This is a genomic window from Herminiimonas fonticola, assembly GCF_003293745.1.
GTDB lineage: Bacteria > Pseudomonadota > Gammaproteobacteria > Burkholderiales > Burkholderiaceae_D > Oxalicibacterium > Oxalicibacterium fonticola.
In genome coordinates this window covers 489,389-505,311 of the sequence record NZ_PTLZ01000001.1, presented here as the reverse complement: position 1 = coordinate 505,311, position 15,923 = coordinate 489,389, and the positions used below count along the sequence as shown (strand labels likewise).

Below are 15,923 nucleotides of genomic sequence, written 5' to 3'. Positions count from 1 at the left end.
CAGGGGGCACCGGAAAAGCCTAGCTGAAAGAGTGAATGGACGAAATTCGTATCCGAGGTGCGCGCACGCACAACCTCAAAAACATCAATCTGGATTTGCCACGCAATAAATTGATCGTGATTACCGGTTTGTCCGGCTCCGGCAAATCCTCGCTCGCTTTCGATACGCTGTATGCAGAAGGACAGCGCCGCTACGTCGAATCACTGTCCTCGTATGCGCGACAGTTTTTGCAATTGATGGAAAAACCCGATGTCGATTTGATCGAAGGCTTGTCGCCGGCGATCTCCATCGAGCAAAAAGCCACTTCGCATAATCCGCGCTCCACAGTCGGCACCGTTACCGAAATTCACGATTATCTGCGCCTGCTGTACGCCCGCGTAGGCACGCCGTATTGCCCCGACCATCCGGAAAATCCGCTGGCGGCGCAATCGGTATCGCAAATGGTCGATGCCGTGCTGGCCATGCCGGAAGACAGCAAGCTGATGATCATGGCGCCAGTTGTTGCCAATCGCAAAGGTGAACACGTCGATCTGTTCGAGCAAATGCAGGCGCAAGGTTTTGTACGCTTCCGCGTGCAAAGCGGCACCGGCGAGGCAAAAATCTATGACGTCGACGATCTGCCGAAATTAAAAAAAGCCGAGAAGCACACGATCGACGTCGTCATCGATCGGATCAAGGTGAAAGCCGATATCAAGCAACGTCTGGCAGAAAGCTTCGAAACCGCATTGCGCCTCGCCGAAGGTCGCGCGCTGGTGCTGGAGATGGATACCGGCGCCGAACATTTGTATTCAAACAAATTCGCCTGCCCGATCTGCGGCTATTCATTGCAGGAACTTGAGCCGCGCTTGTTTTCGTTCAACAATCCTATGGGCGCATGCCCGGAGTGCGACGGCCTGGGCCATATCGAATTCTTTGATCCAAAACGCATCGTGGCCTTCCCTAACCTGTCGCTGGCCAGCGGCGCGGTTAAAGGTTGGGATAGACGCAATCAGTTCTACTTCCAGATGCTGTCGAATCTTGCCGAGTTCTACGGCTTTGATCTCGATCTGCCTTTTGAAAAACTGCCGGAAGCAGCACAACAAGCCGTGCTGTTCGGCTCAGGCAAACAAAAAATTCCATTTACTTATGTGAATGAAAAAGGTCGCACGGTTATTCGCGAACACGAATTCGAAGGCGTCGTAAACAATCTGCAACGTCGTTATCGCGAAACCGATTCGATGGCGGTGAAAGAAGAGCTCGCCAAGTTCATCAATGAAAAAGGATGTCCGAGTTGCGATGGTGCGCGCCTGCGCGTCGAAGCACGCAATGTGCTGGTTGGTAACGGTACACAAAAGCGTGCCATCTACGAAGTCGCAGCGACACCTTTGCGCCAGACGCTGGAATTTTTTGAAACCCTGACATTGATCGGTGCCAAGAAAGAAATCGCCGACCGCATCGTCAAGGAAATCGTTTCGCGCCTGAAGTTTTTGAATAACGTCGGCCTCGATTACCTGTCACTGGACCGCAGTGCAGATACTTTATCCGGCGGTGAAGCGCAGCGTATTCGGCTGGCGTCACAAATCGGTTCCGGCCTGACTGGCGTCATGTATGTGTTGGACGAGCCGTCTATCGGTTTACATCAACGTGACAACGACAGATTGATAGAAACGCTCAAGCATTTGCGCGACATCGGCAATAGCGTATTGGTCGTCGAACATGATGAAGATGCGATCCGTTGCGCCGATTACGTCGTCGACATGGGCATAGGCGCAGGCGTACACGGCGGCGAAGTGATAGCCGAAGGTACGCTGAAAGACATCCTCAAAAGCAAAGCTTCACTGACCGCACAATATCTGAACGGCACACTCGGCATCGCAGTGCCGAAAAAACGCACGCCATTCAATGCCAAGAAACAGTTTGTGATCACAGGCGCCAGCGGCAACAACCTGAAGAACGTCACACTGGAATTACCTGTGGGCTTGCTGACTTGCGTCACCGGTGTCTCGGGTTCGGGCAAATCGACGCTGGTCAACGACACGCTGTATCACGCGGCATCGCGCCATCTGTACGGCTCGCAAGCTGAACCCGCTGCGCATGAATCGATTAGCGGTTTTGAACATTTCGACAAAGTGATCTCTGTCGATCAAGCGCCTATCGGTCGTACACCACGCTCGAATCCTGCAACCTACACCGGCTTATTCACACCTATCCGCGATTTGTTTGCAACTGTGCCGGCGTCCAAAGAACGTGGTTACTCGGCAGGACGTTTTTCCTTCAACGTCAAGGGCGGTCGTTGCGAAGCGTGCCAGGGCGATGGCGTCATCAAAGTCGAGATGCACTTTTTGCCAGACGTGTATGTACCGTGTGATGTTTGCCACGGCAATCGCTACAACCGCGAAACGCTGGAGATTCAATACAAGGGCAAGAACATCACCGAAGTGCTGGGCATGACGGTAGAAGAAGCGCATGTATTCTTCAAACCAGTGCCGCTGATTGCACGCAAACTGCAAACGCTGCTGGACGTCGGCCTCGGCTATATCCGTCTTGGGCAGAGCGCAACTACCTTGTCCGGCGGTGAGGCGCAACGCGTCAAGCTGTCGCTGGAATTATCCAAGCGCGATACCGGCCGCACGCTGTACATCCTGGATGAACCAACCACAGGTCTGCACTTCCACGATATCGACTTGCTGCTGAAGGTTATTCATCGTCTGCGTGACCAAGGCAATACGGTCGTCATCATCGAACACAATCTGGACGTCATCAAGACTGCCGACTGGCTGATCGATATGGGACCTGAAGGTGGTGCGGGTGGCGGGCAAGTGATCGGTGCCGGCACGCCGGAAGATCTGGCGAAAAATTCCGCCAGTTTTACGGGGAAATATCTGGCGCCGCTGCTGAAACTGAAAAAATCTGCAGCCTAAAATTCATATCAGCGACAAACAAAAAGGGCGAACCGAGGTTCGCCCTTTTTTATTTTCTCTTTTCAGATTTATTTGGGAAGTCCCATCCACAAACCAACAGGGACAAATAGCAGCGCAGCCAGATTCCCCAGCAAGACTATCGATGCAACCTTGTCCGGCTCCTGCTTGTACTGTTCTGCCACCATGAAACAGAACACTGCAGGCGGCAGCGATGCAAACAGAAACATTTGCCCACGCTGCTCTGCCGTCAAACTGATGAGTTGATCCAGCAACAATGCAACTGCCAGGCCGGCGATGGGACAAACGATGGCGCCCATCAAACCGATATGCCAACTTTTCAAACTGACATCGAGCATGCGCACGCCGAGCGCAAACAACATCAATGGAATGCAGGCATCGCCCAGCATTTTCATCGCGATGAATAAAGGCGCAGGCAAAGGTACGTGCACGATCGCGAATGCCATGCCTATGATCATTGCAATCATCATAGGATTGGCGAGAAATTTCCACGGCGAGGTATGCACACCATTCTTGTCGCGACCGCTTTCGATGATCTTGATGCCCACCGAAAAATAAACCAGATTGCAGGCCATGAACAAAGCCACCGCCGAACCGAGGCTGGAAGTACCGAACGCGAGTATCGCCAGCGGCAAACCCATATTGCCGCAATTGTTGTACATCATGGGTGGCACAAAACTGCGTATGTCATAACCCAGCCAGCGGGCAATCGGCCACGCCAGCAAACCCGAGCCGAGCGAGATCAAGGCGCCGGCAAGAATCAACATGCCGTTATGCGCCAGATCGAAATCCTTGGCAGCCAATGCAGTAAAGACCAGCAAGGGGCACAGCACATCCATGCTGACGCGATTGACCGCCGTCATATCCGAGCGCACCGATTCGCCGCGCAATCGGGCGTAGCCATAACCCAGTGCGATGATGATGAAGACCGGCAGAATAATGCCGAGTATGCGTTCAAATATTTCCATTTATTCAACCATGTTGACCGCAATGAAAAATGCCGAACAGGAGTGCTCCCGTTCGGCATAGCTATCCCCGACTCACCTTACTACAACAAGCTTATGTGCTGCTTACAGCGCCCCGTAAATCAATTTACGGACGTTTGATGTCGTAACGCTCAAGGAATTGGCAACCGTATAAAGGCAGGAAAGATGGAATACGGTAATAGCGATCGGCAATTGTTTTCAGAATGCGCTCGCGATAAACCTCATAGTTGAAGTCCTTGCCATCGGCATACCAGAAGGTGACGCCATCCGCGTCTATCGTATGCACAGTCACAGTCGAAAAATAAGGCTTCAATTCATCCGCATTAATTGCGCGTCTATCGAAAATGCGTATCGTCTTGCCCGCATAATTTTTGAAATCGACATTCAAATCATCCTGACGCGCGTGGAATTTCCCGGTGCCGAAGGTCGGCCAGTACTCGCCCGCGTGATACGACAGCAAAGCAGCCGGTGTGTAAGCACGCGCCATGATAGCGCCATCCGCGGGCAAGCCTCTACGCAAGGTATTGACGATAGTTGGCGCCTCTTTATGGAACACGATGTCATCGTGCAGCGCATAGCCCTTCCACATCGTGGTCGGCAATAAAATAATCGCTGCCAGAAACAGGAAGTGTGGCACCGCAAACCATGCTGTCCATTTTGCATACTTGCGCAAATCGTCTGCGTTACTGGTCGTGCCGATGAACAAAAAGAGGAAAGGCATAAAGCCCAGCACCCAGTGCAAGCCTATGGTTTTTTCCATAGACAAGAACAGGAAGAGTGCAAACGGCACCAGGAACAGCACAACGATAGCGCCGCGCTGAATCATCATGCCGCCCGAACGCAACAACTTGACGAACACCCACGGCGTAATCAGGTAAATCATCATCAACACATATTCGCCGATGGTGTAGAACGAAAATTGCGTGTTCTCATTGCGATTGATCATGTTGAACATGACATTGGTCCAGCAATTGTTCGCATTGAAAGCCACGGTGATCGCGAACAAGGGCGCAGAACAGGCGGCAATGATGATCAGCTTGAGCCAGCCGCGACGCGAGCGGCACAGATAAACAAAGTAGGCAATTGCCAATAAGCCGGCAAAGTATTTCGACAACAGCGCCCCCCCGAGGAAGATGCCGGCGCCGAAAAACCAGAACAGCTTGTCGGACATCGTGCCGCGTATAAAGCAGTAGCCACTCAGGAAGATGAAGAAAATCAGCGGCGTATCGGTCGTCACCAGATTCAGCAACAACGTGAACGGCAGCAGCAGGAACAAAGTACCTAGACGATATGCCGCACCGTCCTGATACGGCGCAAGTCGGCGCAACAAATCAACCAGGCCCAGCGCAATCAGACTCCACATCAACACAGTGAAGAAGCGCAGCGACAAAGGATGTGCCGAAACGCTATTCAGCACAAATAATAACCAGCCCACCATAGGCGGATGATCGGAATAACCCCAGGCCGGGAACACGCCCCACTGATAGAAAAACGCTTCATCGCCCGTCATCGGGAAATACGCCGCCAGCCACATCTTGATCATCAGCGTGATCACAAACGTCCACTGGAAAACCTGACGCGCACGTACCGGATCGGCACCAGCGTACAGCGAACGTGTTGAATTCAAATTCATTCCAATTCCTTAACTCTTTACCGACAGGACGAGTACGCCTGCAATCACCAACGATACGCCCAGCACTTTATAGATGCTGACCGTTTCGCCCAAAATAAATATCCCCGCCAGCGTCGTCAACACGACGCCTAGCGAAATCAATGGATACGCCATGCTGACTTCCAGCTTGCCGAGCACCAGCAACCACAAACCGGCACTCGCACCGAAGCAGATCATGCCGCCCCAGATCAACGGACTGGTCAGTGCCAGCCAGTAAACCGAACGCATGCCATTCGACATTGCCTGCTGAATCGCCGGCGACGACATACCCATCTTCAACAACACTTGCGCTGCTGCCGTCAGACATACGCAAAATAGTGCCAGTCCCAAAGCGCCCATCTGGCTCATGCCATCCCTCCCACCGACGCTGCCAATGCAACGCAGGCAACCAGCGCCGCGACGACCCAGCTAGCGCGATCGGTAATTGCAAACAACAGTGGATCATCGTGAATTTCCATGCGCGCAATTTTCAACCACAAGCGCATGATCCAGAACAACATCAGCGGCAAGATCAACCATAAAATTTCTGCGTGCGGATACATCGCCCCGCCGACCTGACTGTCTACATACAGCGCCAACAACATCACCGCGACAAAACCGCTGGCGATGCCCATGGAAATCAAATAAGACAAATCGCTGGTGCGATAACCGCGACCGGCCAATGAAACTTTTCCATCGCCGCTCATGAATTCCAGTTCGGCGCAACGTTTGACCAGCGCCAGACTCAGGAACATGAATAGGGAAACCGCCAGCAGCCAGTTGGAAATCACCACCGCACTCACCAGACCACCGGCCAGAATACGATGCGTATACAGCGAAGCCAGCACCAGTACATCAACAATCGCCACTTGTTTCAAACGTGCCGAATACAACAAGGTCACCACCACGTACAGCACCATCAAACCGAAAAATGACAAGGAAATCGCAGCCGCCAACCACAAGGACAAGGGCAGCAATACCAGGACCAGAGCAACACCGAATTGAATCGTCAAGGTCGCGGCGGCGAAAGGTCGCGCCTGCTTGCGCGGATGTGCACGGTCTGATGCCAGATCAAATAAATCATTGATGACATAGGTCGCCGATGCACACATGCCGAATGCAATAAATGCCAGCAGCGTCACCAACCAGCTATCGCCGCTCAAATCATGCGCCGCCATCAGTGGCACGAACAGCAAGACATTCTTGGCCCATTGATGCAGACGCAATGCCTTGATCACCAGGCGTAACTTGAATGGACGCGGCGGGATGATCAAGGTCGGCGTTTTGATTTTTTGCGCCTGTGCCACGATAGCGGACGACGCATTGACCACGATGATTTCTGTCGCGCTCGCCCACACCGATAGATCGGCCGCACCATTCCCCGCATAAGCAAAACCGTTGGTCCCGGCATCTGCCATGATCGCTTGCAGCTTCGCACGGGATTTTAGATTGGTCATTTCATCGCTGCCGAGGACTGCATCGAAGATGTCGAGAAAATCAGCAACGCGCTGCACCAGAGTGCGATCGGATGCACTCGCCAATACCAGGCGACGTCCCGCAGCGCGTTGCTGTTTAAGGTAAGCCAGCAATCCCTCGTTATATGGCAACAGTGACACATCCAGCTCGATACGTCTGGCGATTTGCGCTTTCAAATTGCCGCGTCCGCGCAACAACCAAACAAAGCAAAGAAATAGATAAAGAGGATTGCGTTTGATGAGCAGCAAGACCGATTCAAATAAAAGATCGGTATAGGTCAGCGTGCCATCGAGATCGACATACAGCGGCAACGCAGCGTTGGTCGGCGCACTCGATTCATCTTCACGCACGGAATCTGGCGCTGCGAATGAAGGATGAGAAAGACTGCCGGGGGAAACGCTCAAATCACCACCATGGGGACAATAGAAATTTTAGGAAACTGCAAATCGCGGCGCGAATAACACGAGTGACGCTCATAGCTAAAGCACATCAATAATAAGTACGAGTGCATCACAGGTGGGCAATTTTCCGTCTTCGCATAGCCAGCGTCAACCACAAATACCCAGGCTTATGCTTTTAGTAGACGGCCTTCCGCACGTGCGAGTTCTTCGACGGCACCGCGCAAGACCAGAATATCGCCAGCTAACAGGATGGTTTCCGGCTCCCAGTCGAGGCGCACACCATTGCGGCGCAGCGCAGTCACTTCCACGCCGAGCGCATCCAGCTCCAATTGTCCCAGCTTTTTACCGATGGCATTCGCGCTGTCGGTCAACAGTACGGAGCGCAAACGCACTTGCAAATGTTCCGCCATGTCCGACACATCGCTGGCGCCATGAAAGAAACCACGCAGCGACGCATAGCGTTCGCCACGCGCCATCTGAATCGTGTGTACGACACGCCGCAAAGGTACGCCCATAGTCAGCAAGGCATGCGACGCCAGCATCAGGCTGCCTTCGATCGCCTCCGGCACGACTTCGGACGCACCAGCGGCGCGCAATTTGTCCAGATCGGAATCGTCATAGCTGCGCACAATGACAGGCAGCGAAGGCGCCAGATCCTTCATATGATGCAAAACCTTTAATGCCGACGGCGTGCTGGCATACGTAATGACTACGGCTGCCGCACGATTGATACCGGCCGCGACCAGGCTTTCGCGACGCCCCGCATCACCATACGAGACATTCACACCGGCGGCCTGCGCATCGCGCACACGATCGGGATCCAGATCCAGCGCCTGATAAGGGATTCCTTCTTCATCCAGCAACTTCGCCAGACTCTGACCGGTGCGGCCGAAGCCGGCAATAATCACATGCTGCTGCGTGGACATCGTGCGCGTCGCAATCTGCGTCAATGCAAGCGATTGCACCATCCATTCGTTAGTCGACAGCTTCATCACGATGGCGTCGGATTTGGCAAGAATCACAGGTGCGGCCAGCATGGACAAGACCATGGACGCCAGTATCAATTGAATGATCAGCGGTTCAAGCAAATTCAAGCTGCCGATCTGATGCAGGAGCACGAAACCGAACTCACCGGCTTGCGCCAGCGCCAGCCCGGTCCGCAGTGCCACACCGACGGGCGCTCCAAACCATTTTGCCAATAGCGCCACCAAACCAAATTTCAGCAAAACCGGCCCGGTCAGCAAGAGCAAGACCAGCCACCAGTATTCGATCACCAGGCGCACATTCAGTAACATGCCTATCGAGATGAAGAACAGACCAAGCAGCACATCGCGGAAGGATTTGATGTCTTCTTCCACCTGATGCTTGTATTCAGTCTCGGAGATCAGCATGCCGGCCACGAACGCGCCAAGCGCCAGCGACAAACCGGCCATTTCAGTAATCCACGCCGCGCCCAAGGTAATCAGCAACAAATTCAGCATGAATAATTCTTGCGAACGCCGCTTGACGACGATGCGGAACCAACTGCGTATCAACTTATGTCCGACGAAAAAAAGCAGAAACAGCACGACTACCGCTTTGAATGACGCCCATGAAAGCGTGGCGACCAGATCGCCGTTTGGATTGGCCAGCGCAGGAATCAGGATCAGCAAGGGCACCAGCGCCAGATCCTGAAACAGCAAAATGCCGATGATGCGACGACCATGTTCGCTCTCCAGCTCCAGGCGTTCGGTCAGCACTTTGGAAACAATCGCCGTCGACGACATCGCCAGCGCACCACCGATTGCGAATGCAGCTTGCCAACTAATAGAACTCAAACGCGTAGATATATGCGCCACCAACCAGCCGAATATCATGGTCAACACGATCGTCAGCAGCACCTGCGCCATGCCCAACCCAAAAACGATGCGCCGCATAGCCGATAGCTTGGCGAGAGAAAATTCCAGTCCGATGGAGAACATCAGGAACACGACACCGAATTCGCCCAAGGCATGGGTCGTCGCGTTATCTTCGGCCCAACCCAAGGTATGCGGACCGATCAGAATACCGGCCACCAGATAACCCAGCATCGGCGGCAAATGCATCATGCGGAAGGCGACCACGCCCAATACCGCCGCAGCAAGCAACAGAAGCGTTAGTTCTAATGGGGAAAACATCATCTGAAGCCGGCTGGGGTTATTCGGAAAATACGCGAAGAACAATCAAAACATATTTTTGTTTCGTCTGGCAGGTTTTTTGCTTAGTCAGCCCTTCTTGCCAGATGAATTCGTTTATACTTTCGGGCATGAGTGTACCCCATGCCAAAACCGTGCCCGCAACTTTTGATGCGAATAGCACAACCCGCGCGCTGCAATTTGCCAGCGCAACCCTGCAAATCGAAGCAGATGCGATTCTTGCATTAAAAAAACGAATTAGCGAAGAAACCGGCGCGCAATTCGTCAAAGCAGTTTCCCTATTATTAAATTGCAACGGTCGCGTGGTCGTATCCGGCATAGGCAAGTCCGGCCATATCGCCCGCAAGATTGCCTCCACCCTCGCCTCGACCGGCACGCCGGCGCTGTTCGTGCATGCTGCCGAAGCGTCGCATGGCGATCTGGGCATGATTACCGCCAGCGATGCGCTGATCGCAATTTCATATTCGGGTGAAGCCGGTGAATTACTCGCCATCGTGCCGATTATCAAACGCATGGGCGCAACCCTGATTGCGATTACCGGCAACGACGCGTCCAGTCTGGCGCAGTTTGCCGACGTGCATCTGAACGTCAAGGTCGACCAGGAAGCCTGCCCGCTGAATCTGGCACCGACCGCCAGCACCACCGCGACATTGGCCCTGGGCGATGCGCTCGCGATGGCATTGCTGGATGCACGCGGTTTTGGTGAAGAAGATTTTGCACGCTCACATCCAGGTGGCGCACTCGGCCGTCGCCTGCTGACGCACGTGCGCGATGTCATGCGCACCGGCGACGCGATTCCAACTGTCGCTGTCGACGCCACGCTCTATTCTGCATTGCTGGAAATCAGCAAGAAAGGCATGGCAATGACTGCCGTGGTAGACGCCGACGGCAAGGCCATAGGCGTATTTACCGATGGCGACTTACGCCGCCTGATTGAAAACAAACAAGACTTTTCGACACTATCGATTGCCGACGTGATGCATGCCAATCCACGTAGCGTGCAGCCGGATCAACTCGCCGTCGATGCGGTCGACATGATGGAAGAATTCCGCATCAACCAATTGTTGGTGAACAATGCCGATGGCAAACTGGTTGGCGCATTACACATCCACGATCTGACCCGTGCGAAAGTAATCTGATGAACTCAGCTGCTGATTCCGCCACGTCACTATCAGCCGCATTGGCCCGCGCAGCAAATGTACGCCTGATGATTTTTGACGTCGATGGCATTCTGACTGATGGCAGTCTGCATTTCGGCGCTGATGGCGAAGTGATCAAAACCTTCAACGTCCTTGATGGTCACGGCATCAAATTGCTGCAGCAATCCGGTGTTGCTACTGCAATCATCAGCGCGCGCCAGTCGCCTATCGTGCTGCGCCGCGCCACCGATCTTGGCATTCATCATGTATTCCAGGGCATACATGACAAGCGCAGCGCATTCGAACAATTGCTGGCGCAAACTAATGTTGCTGCCGACGCATGCGGCTTCATCGGCGACGATGTCATCGACCTGCCTATTCTGTCGCGCGTCGGCTTTGCCGCCAGCGTACCCAACGCCCATCCTGAAGTACGCTCGCGCGTGCATTACGTCACGCAAGCTGGCGGCGGTCGTGGTGCGGCACGCGAATTGTGCGACTTCATCCTGCGCGCGCAAGGCAACTACGAGGCGGCCATCGCTCCGTATCTTTCATGAAAGCCATTCGACCTGCAACAGGCGTACGCCTGATCGTGCTGATTGTGATAAGTGCCGCATTGGCACTAGGCAGTTTCTGGCTGGTTGAAGTGATGCAGAAAAAAACCGAAGAGTCCATGCCGGATCGCGTGCGCACGGAACCGGATTTTTATGTGGAGAAATTCAATTTCGTCCGCATGGCAAAAACCGGTGAGGCGCGCTATAACCTGACAGGGACCGGGATGAAGCATTATCCGCAAGACGACTCCTATCAAATACAGAATCCGGTCATGCATAGTTATAGTGCTGAACGACCGCCTATGGTAAGTCGTTCCCTGCGCGCCACCATAAGCAATAACAGTAGCGAAATTCACATGTACGACAACGTGCATATAGACAGACCTGCATCAGCGACGTCACAGCATTTCCAGCTCAAGACATCTTATTTGCTGGTATTGCCTGACGACGACGTGATGAAAACACCTAAACCAGTTGAGCTGATCCTAGGAAAATCGACATTGAATGGCTCGGGCATGTTTGCCAATAATGCGACCGGTGAATTTCGTTTATCGAGCAATGTAAAAGGTCAGTACCAGCCGCCTGTCGTCACCAATTGATTCGTGATCCGACTTTTAATCGATGGATTATTTTAGAAAAATTTCATGAAACGATTACTCTCTGCAATGCTGCTTCTCGCTGGTCTGGGTGCGCTTTCCTTCGCTCACGCAGAGAAAGCCGATGCGACCAAACCGACTAACGTCGAAGCCGATCAAATGCAGTACGACGACGTCAAGCAGATCAACACCTTCATCGGTAATGTCGTGCTGACGCGCGGTTCGATTTTGATGAAGTCGAACAAGATGGTCGTCACGCAAGATCCTGCCGGTTATCAATTTGTCGTCATGTATGCCGCGCCGGGCTCACTCGCCAGCTTCCGTCAAAAACGTGATGGCGGGCCTGATCAATGGATAGACGGCCAGGCCGAACGTATTGAATACGACGACAAGAATGAAGTCATGAAACTGTTTTCCAAGGCACGCATGCGCCGCCTGGAAAATGGCAAGCCGACCGATGAAGTGAATGGCGAGTTCATTTCCTACGATACGCGCGCTGAATTCTTTACCGTGCACAACACCGCCGGCGGTGACAGCAAGCCAGGTGCGGGACGCATCAAGGCCATCATCCAGCCGCGTAGCGAAACAACAAAGGCCCCATAAGATGTCGAGCAAGTTAATTGTCAGCGGACTACAAAAAAGCTATGGCTCGCGTCAAGTCGTGCGCGACGTCGCATTGCAGGTTGAAAGTGGCGAAGTGATTGGTCTGCTGGGCCCGAACGGCGCCGGCAAAACCACTTCGTTTTACATGATCGTTGGCCTGGTTCCTTCCGACGCCGGCAGTATCGAACTGGATGGCGTGAATATTTCACGTCAGCCGATACACAAACGCGCGCAACTCGGTCTGTCCTATCTGCCGCAAGAAGCTTCGGTATTCCGCAAATTAAGCGTGGAAGATAATATCCGTGCCGTGCTTGAACTGCAGCGCGCCAATGGCAAGTCTTTAAGCAAACCGCAGATCGAGCAACGTCTCAACACTTTGCTGGCCGATCTGCAAATCGAAAAACTGCGTGAAAATCAGGCGATGTCTTTGTCAGGTGGCGAACGTCGTCGTGTTGAAATTGCACGTGCACTCGCAACCAACCCACGTTTCGTTTTGCTCGATGAACCGTTCGCCGGCGTAGATCCGATTGCCGTGATTGAAATTCAACGCATCGTGCGCTTCCTGAAAGAGCGCGGCATCGGTGTACTCATCACCGATCACAATGTCCGTGAAACTCTCGGCATCTGCGATCGCGCCTACATCATCAATCAGGGAGCGGTCTTGGCCAGTGGCAGCCCGGACGAGATTATCGCCAACGAATCGGTACGCCGCGTTTACCTGGGCGAACACTTCCGCATGTAATGGCGGCAGCAAGATAACTCTCTATGAAGCAATCCCTGCAGCTACGCGTTTCGCAACATCTGGCACTCACGCCGCAATTGCAGCAATCGATCCGTCTGCTGCAATTATCCACGCTGGAATTGCATCAGGAACTTGAACAAATTTTGGCAGACAATCCTCTGCTGGAACGTACTGACGATCCACTCGATCACGCGATTCGCTTGCTCGCCGATGGTGCAATCGGTTCCGCCGGAACTACCCCAGAAGGCGCCAGCGTAGAAGCGAATGCGCAAGTACCCGAAAGCGAAACCAGCTTCGATACGCCAGACTCACCGGAATCATCCAACGGCGATGCCGAATGGAGCTTTGACGATGTAGCACGCACCTCGAAGGCGCCAGAAGATGATGACGCCAGGCCTCAACTGGAAGCACACGAAACCACCTTGCGCGAACACTTGCTGGAACAGATGCGAGTCACCGTACGCGAACGACGCGACCGCGCATTACTCGAGCTAATCATCGATGCGCTGAACGACAACGGCTACCTGGAAGAAGAACTGGAAGAAATTCATGCTCGCCTGCCGGAAGAACTGGAAATCGAGCTGGAAGAATTGCAGATTGCACTGAACCTGCTGCAAAGTTTCGACCCGCCCGGCGTAGGTGCGCGCAATGCTTCTGAATGTCTTGCTCTGCAAATCAAGCGCATGCCGAAAGTCGCGATGGTCACACGTCGCATGGCACTCGCGATTGTAGAAAATCATCTCACCCTGTTTGCGCAACGCGACTTCAACAAACTACGCAAGGCCCTTGATTGCGACGACGAAGATTTGCGCGAAGCACAAGTCATCATCAAGCAATGCAACCCGCACCCAGGCAGCATTTTCGCCAGCGATGCATCCGACTATGTGGTCCCCGACGTGATTGTCAAACGCACACGCAGCGGTTGGCAAGTCATGCTAAATCACGACGTCATGCCGCGACTGCGCGTCAACAGCATGTACGCAAATATTTTGAAGCAGAGCAAAGGCGACGGATCACTTGGCTCACAGCTACAGGAAGCCAAATGGCTGATCAAGAATATGCGTCAACGCTTCGACACTATCCTGCGCGTATCGCAAGCGATTGTAGAACGACAACGCAACTTTTTCTCACACGGTGCGGTCGCGATGCGCCCACTTGTGTTGCGCGAAATAGCTGATACACTAGGTCTGCACGAGAGCACTATTTCTCGTGTAACGACGCAGAAATACATGCTTACCCCGCATGGGATGTTCGAATTGAAATATTTTTTCGGCAGCCATGTTGCAACGGAAACAGGTGGTGAAGCATCGTCAACTGCGATACGCGCACTGATCAAGCAACTGATAGGAGCTGAAGACCCGAAAATTCCATTCTCTGATAGCAAGATTGCAGAAATGCTGGCGGAACAAGGTATGGTTGTAGCGCGACGTACTGTTGCAAAGTACCGTGAAGCCTTGAAAATTCCACCAGTCAATTTGCGCAAATCGTTGTAGAACTGTCCTTCGTAGTTTTTGTTATACCTTGCTGTGTTCTTGTAGCCAGGTAACAAGGCGCTTGAACCTCCAGTGAATTATCATAGGAGCACTGTATGAATCTCACAATCAGTGGACATCACCTCGAATTAACCCCAGCCATCCGCGAATATGTACAAGGAAAACTGGAGCGTATCAAACGACACTTCGATCACGTTATCGACATTGCAGTCATTCTGACTGTAGACAATCTCCCGGAAAAAGAAAAACGCCAGAAAGCAGAAATAAACTTGCGCGTGAGAGGCAAGGATCTGCATGCGGAAAGCATTGCCGATAATTTATATGCGGCGATTGATGCTCTGATCGACAAACTCGATCGGCAAGTTATCAAATACAAAACCAAACAGCAAGATCATCAACATGAGGCAATCAAACGATTGCCGGATGAATCGGACGCTGTCACGCCTTAAGGTAAAAAATAAGACTGAGAAAATTAGTCGCTAAAAATGGAGGGCGCAGATTGCGCCCTTTTTTGTTTTCACGAATAACGAAGTTCAAATTAGCGCTTCTTATTTTTCTCCGTCAATCTCTTCCAGCATGATTTCAATTCTCAGTTGGCTCTTGACCGGAACGCCATTAATTTCCCCAGGGTGGAATCTGGTTTTTACAAACGCATCGACAACCGTTTTCTGGGCGGTCTCTGGCAACAAGGAATCCTCCACTATTACTCGATCAATCTCGCCATATTCATTGATCAAAATCTGCAATGTCGCTGCCTGCGCAGGTACGTCCGGCACTACCAACATCAGATCCGCCGGCACATCACGGGCCACCAACGGTCTTTGCGTCAATTCTTTTGCCGAAAAATAATATGGTGGAGTCGGAAGCAGGGCCGGAAGGATTGAACTACCGCTCCCCGCTTCCCGAGGAATTTTCTCAGCATCCACAAACATGGGATCAGCCATATGCACCAGCTTGCGAGCCGTCTCGCGCACATGATTCGTACCTGAAAAAGTTCCACCGTCTCTACCCAACTCGACCATCACCACTTGCAGGGAGGCAGGTTCAAGATCTGGCAAACCTACATGTCCGGGCTGTGCGATACCACCAATACAAATCGCAATAATCAAGCCGACATGCACAGCCAAGGATAACCCGAAAGCCAGCACACTCGCCGGTAGGCAGCATACCGTTCGCACGCTCAGCAAAAAGGG

General features: G+C 52.9%; 14 protein-coding genes. 8 read left to right on the top strand and 6 right to left on the bottom strand.

Going from position 1 to position 15,923, the window contains the following annotated elements; translation table 11 throughout:
• Window positions 1-35 precede the first annotated feature (35 nt).
• A complete protein-coding gene (uvrA, locus tag Hfont_RS02530; RefSeq protein WP_112990653.1) occupies window positions 36-2,900 on the top strand; it encodes an excinuclease ABC subunit UvrA in 2,865 nt (954 codons plus the stop codon).
• 68 nt (window positions 2,901-2,968) lie between these two features.
• On the opposite strand, the gene Hfont_RS02525 is transcribed toward uvrA, so the two are convergent.
• From Hfont_RS02525 to Hfont_RS02505, 5 genes are all read right to left on the bottom strand, one after another.
• Window positions 2,969-3,886, bottom strand: coding sequence for an AEC family transporter (locus tag Hfont_RS02525; protein ID WP_112990652.1), 918 nt, complete (start codon window positions 3,884-3,886; stop codon window positions 2,969-2,971).
• Between the two features lie 124 nt (window positions 3,887-4,010).
• Complete coding sequence (locus Hfont_RS02520; RefSeq protein WP_112990651.1) at window positions 4,011-5,537, bottom strand: glycosyltransferase family 39 protein; 1,527 nt, start codon at window positions 5,535-5,537, stop codon at window positions 4,011-4,013.
• Window positions 5,538-5,546: 9 nt separating this feature from the next.
• Window positions 5,547-5,924: a DMT family transporter gene (locus Hfont_RS02515; RefSeq protein ID WP_241522985.1), complete on the bottom strand. Its 378-nt coding sequence runs from the start codon at window positions 5,922-5,924 to the stop codon at window positions 5,547-5,549.
• Window positions 5,921-7,435 carry a UbiA family prenyltransferase gene (locus Hfont_RS02510; RefSeq protein WP_112990650.1) on the bottom strand — a complete coding sequence of 505 codons (1,515 nt, stop codon included), beginning with the start codon at window positions 7,433-7,435 and terminating at the stop codon, window positions 5,921-5,923. The genes Hfont_RS02515 and Hfont_RS02510 overlap by 4 nt, the downstream gene beginning before the upstream one ends.
• A gap of 164 nt (window positions 7,436-7,599) precedes the next feature.
• Window positions 7,600-9,588 carry a monovalent cation:proton antiporter family protein gene (locus tag Hfont_RS02505; RefSeq protein ID WP_112991660.1) on the bottom strand — a complete coding sequence of 663 codons (1,989 nt, stop codon included), beginning with the start codon at window positions 9,586-9,588 and terminating at the stop codon, window positions 7,600-7,602.
• Between the two features lie 128 nt (window positions 9,589-9,716).
• Here Hfont_RS02505 and Hfont_RS02500 point away from each other — a divergent pair, with 128 nt between their 5' ends.
• The 7 genes from Hfont_RS02500 (at window position 9,717) to hpf (ending at window position 15,179) form a co-directional block, all read left to right on the top strand.
• On the top strand, window positions 9,717-10,745 hold the full coding sequence (locus Hfont_RS02500; protein WP_112990649.1) for a KpsF/GutQ family sugar-phosphate isomerase: 1,029 nt from the start codon (window positions 9,717-9,719) through the stop codon (window positions 10,743-10,745).
• The gene (locus Hfont_RS02495; protein ID WP_112990648.1) at window positions 10,745-11,299 is read left to right on the top strand and encodes a KdsC family phosphatase; all 555 of its coding nucleotides are present in this window, start codon (window positions 10,745-10,747) and stop codon (window positions 11,297-11,299) included. The genes Hfont_RS02500 and Hfont_RS02495 overlap by 1 nt, the downstream gene beginning before the upstream one ends.
• Window positions 11,296-11,895, top strand: coding sequence for an LPS export ABC transporter periplasmic protein LptC (gene lptC, locus Hfont_RS02490; RefSeq protein WP_112990647.1), 600 nt, complete (start codon window positions 11,296-11,298; stop codon window positions 11,893-11,895). The genes Hfont_RS02495 and lptC overlap by 4 nt, the downstream gene beginning before the upstream one ends.
• 45 nt (window positions 11,896-11,940) lie before the next feature.
• Window positions 11,941-12,495, top strand: a complete 555-nt coding sequence (gene lptA / locus Hfont_RS02485) for a lipopolysaccharide transport periplasmic protein LptA (protein WP_112990646.1) — start codon at window positions 11,941-11,943, stop codon at window positions 12,493-12,495.
• Window position 12,496: 1 nt separating this feature from the next.
• The gene (gene lptB / locus Hfont_RS02480; protein WP_112990645.1) at window positions 12,497-13,237 is read left to right on the top strand and encodes an LPS export ABC transporter ATP-binding protein; all 741 of its coding nucleotides are present in this window, start codon (window positions 12,497-12,499) and stop codon (window positions 13,235-13,237) included.
• Window positions 13,238-13,260: 23 nt separating this feature from the next.
• Window positions 13,261-14,730 (top strand): RNA polymerase factor sigma-54, encoded by a 1,470-nt coding sequence (locus Hfont_RS02475; protein ID WP_112990644.1) that lies wholly within the window; start codon window positions 13,261-13,263, stop codon window positions 14,728-14,730.
• A 95-nt stretch (window positions 14,731-14,825) separates the two neighbouring features.
• Entirely contained in the window at window positions 14,826-15,179 is a 354-nt protein-coding gene (gene hpf, locus Hfont_RS02470) for a ribosome hibernation-promoting factor, HPF/YfiA family (RefSeq protein WP_112990643.1), read from the top strand.
• Window positions 15,180-15,278: 99 nt separating this feature from the next.
• Here the strand turns inward: hpf and Hfont_RS02465 are convergent, their stop codons facing one another.
• Window positions 15,279-15,857, bottom strand: a complete 579-nt coding sequence (locus Hfont_RS02465; protein ID WP_133467262.1) for a hypothetical protein — start codon at window positions 15,855-15,857, stop codon at window positions 15,279-15,281.
• Window positions 15,858-15,923: the final 66 nt, after the last annotated feature.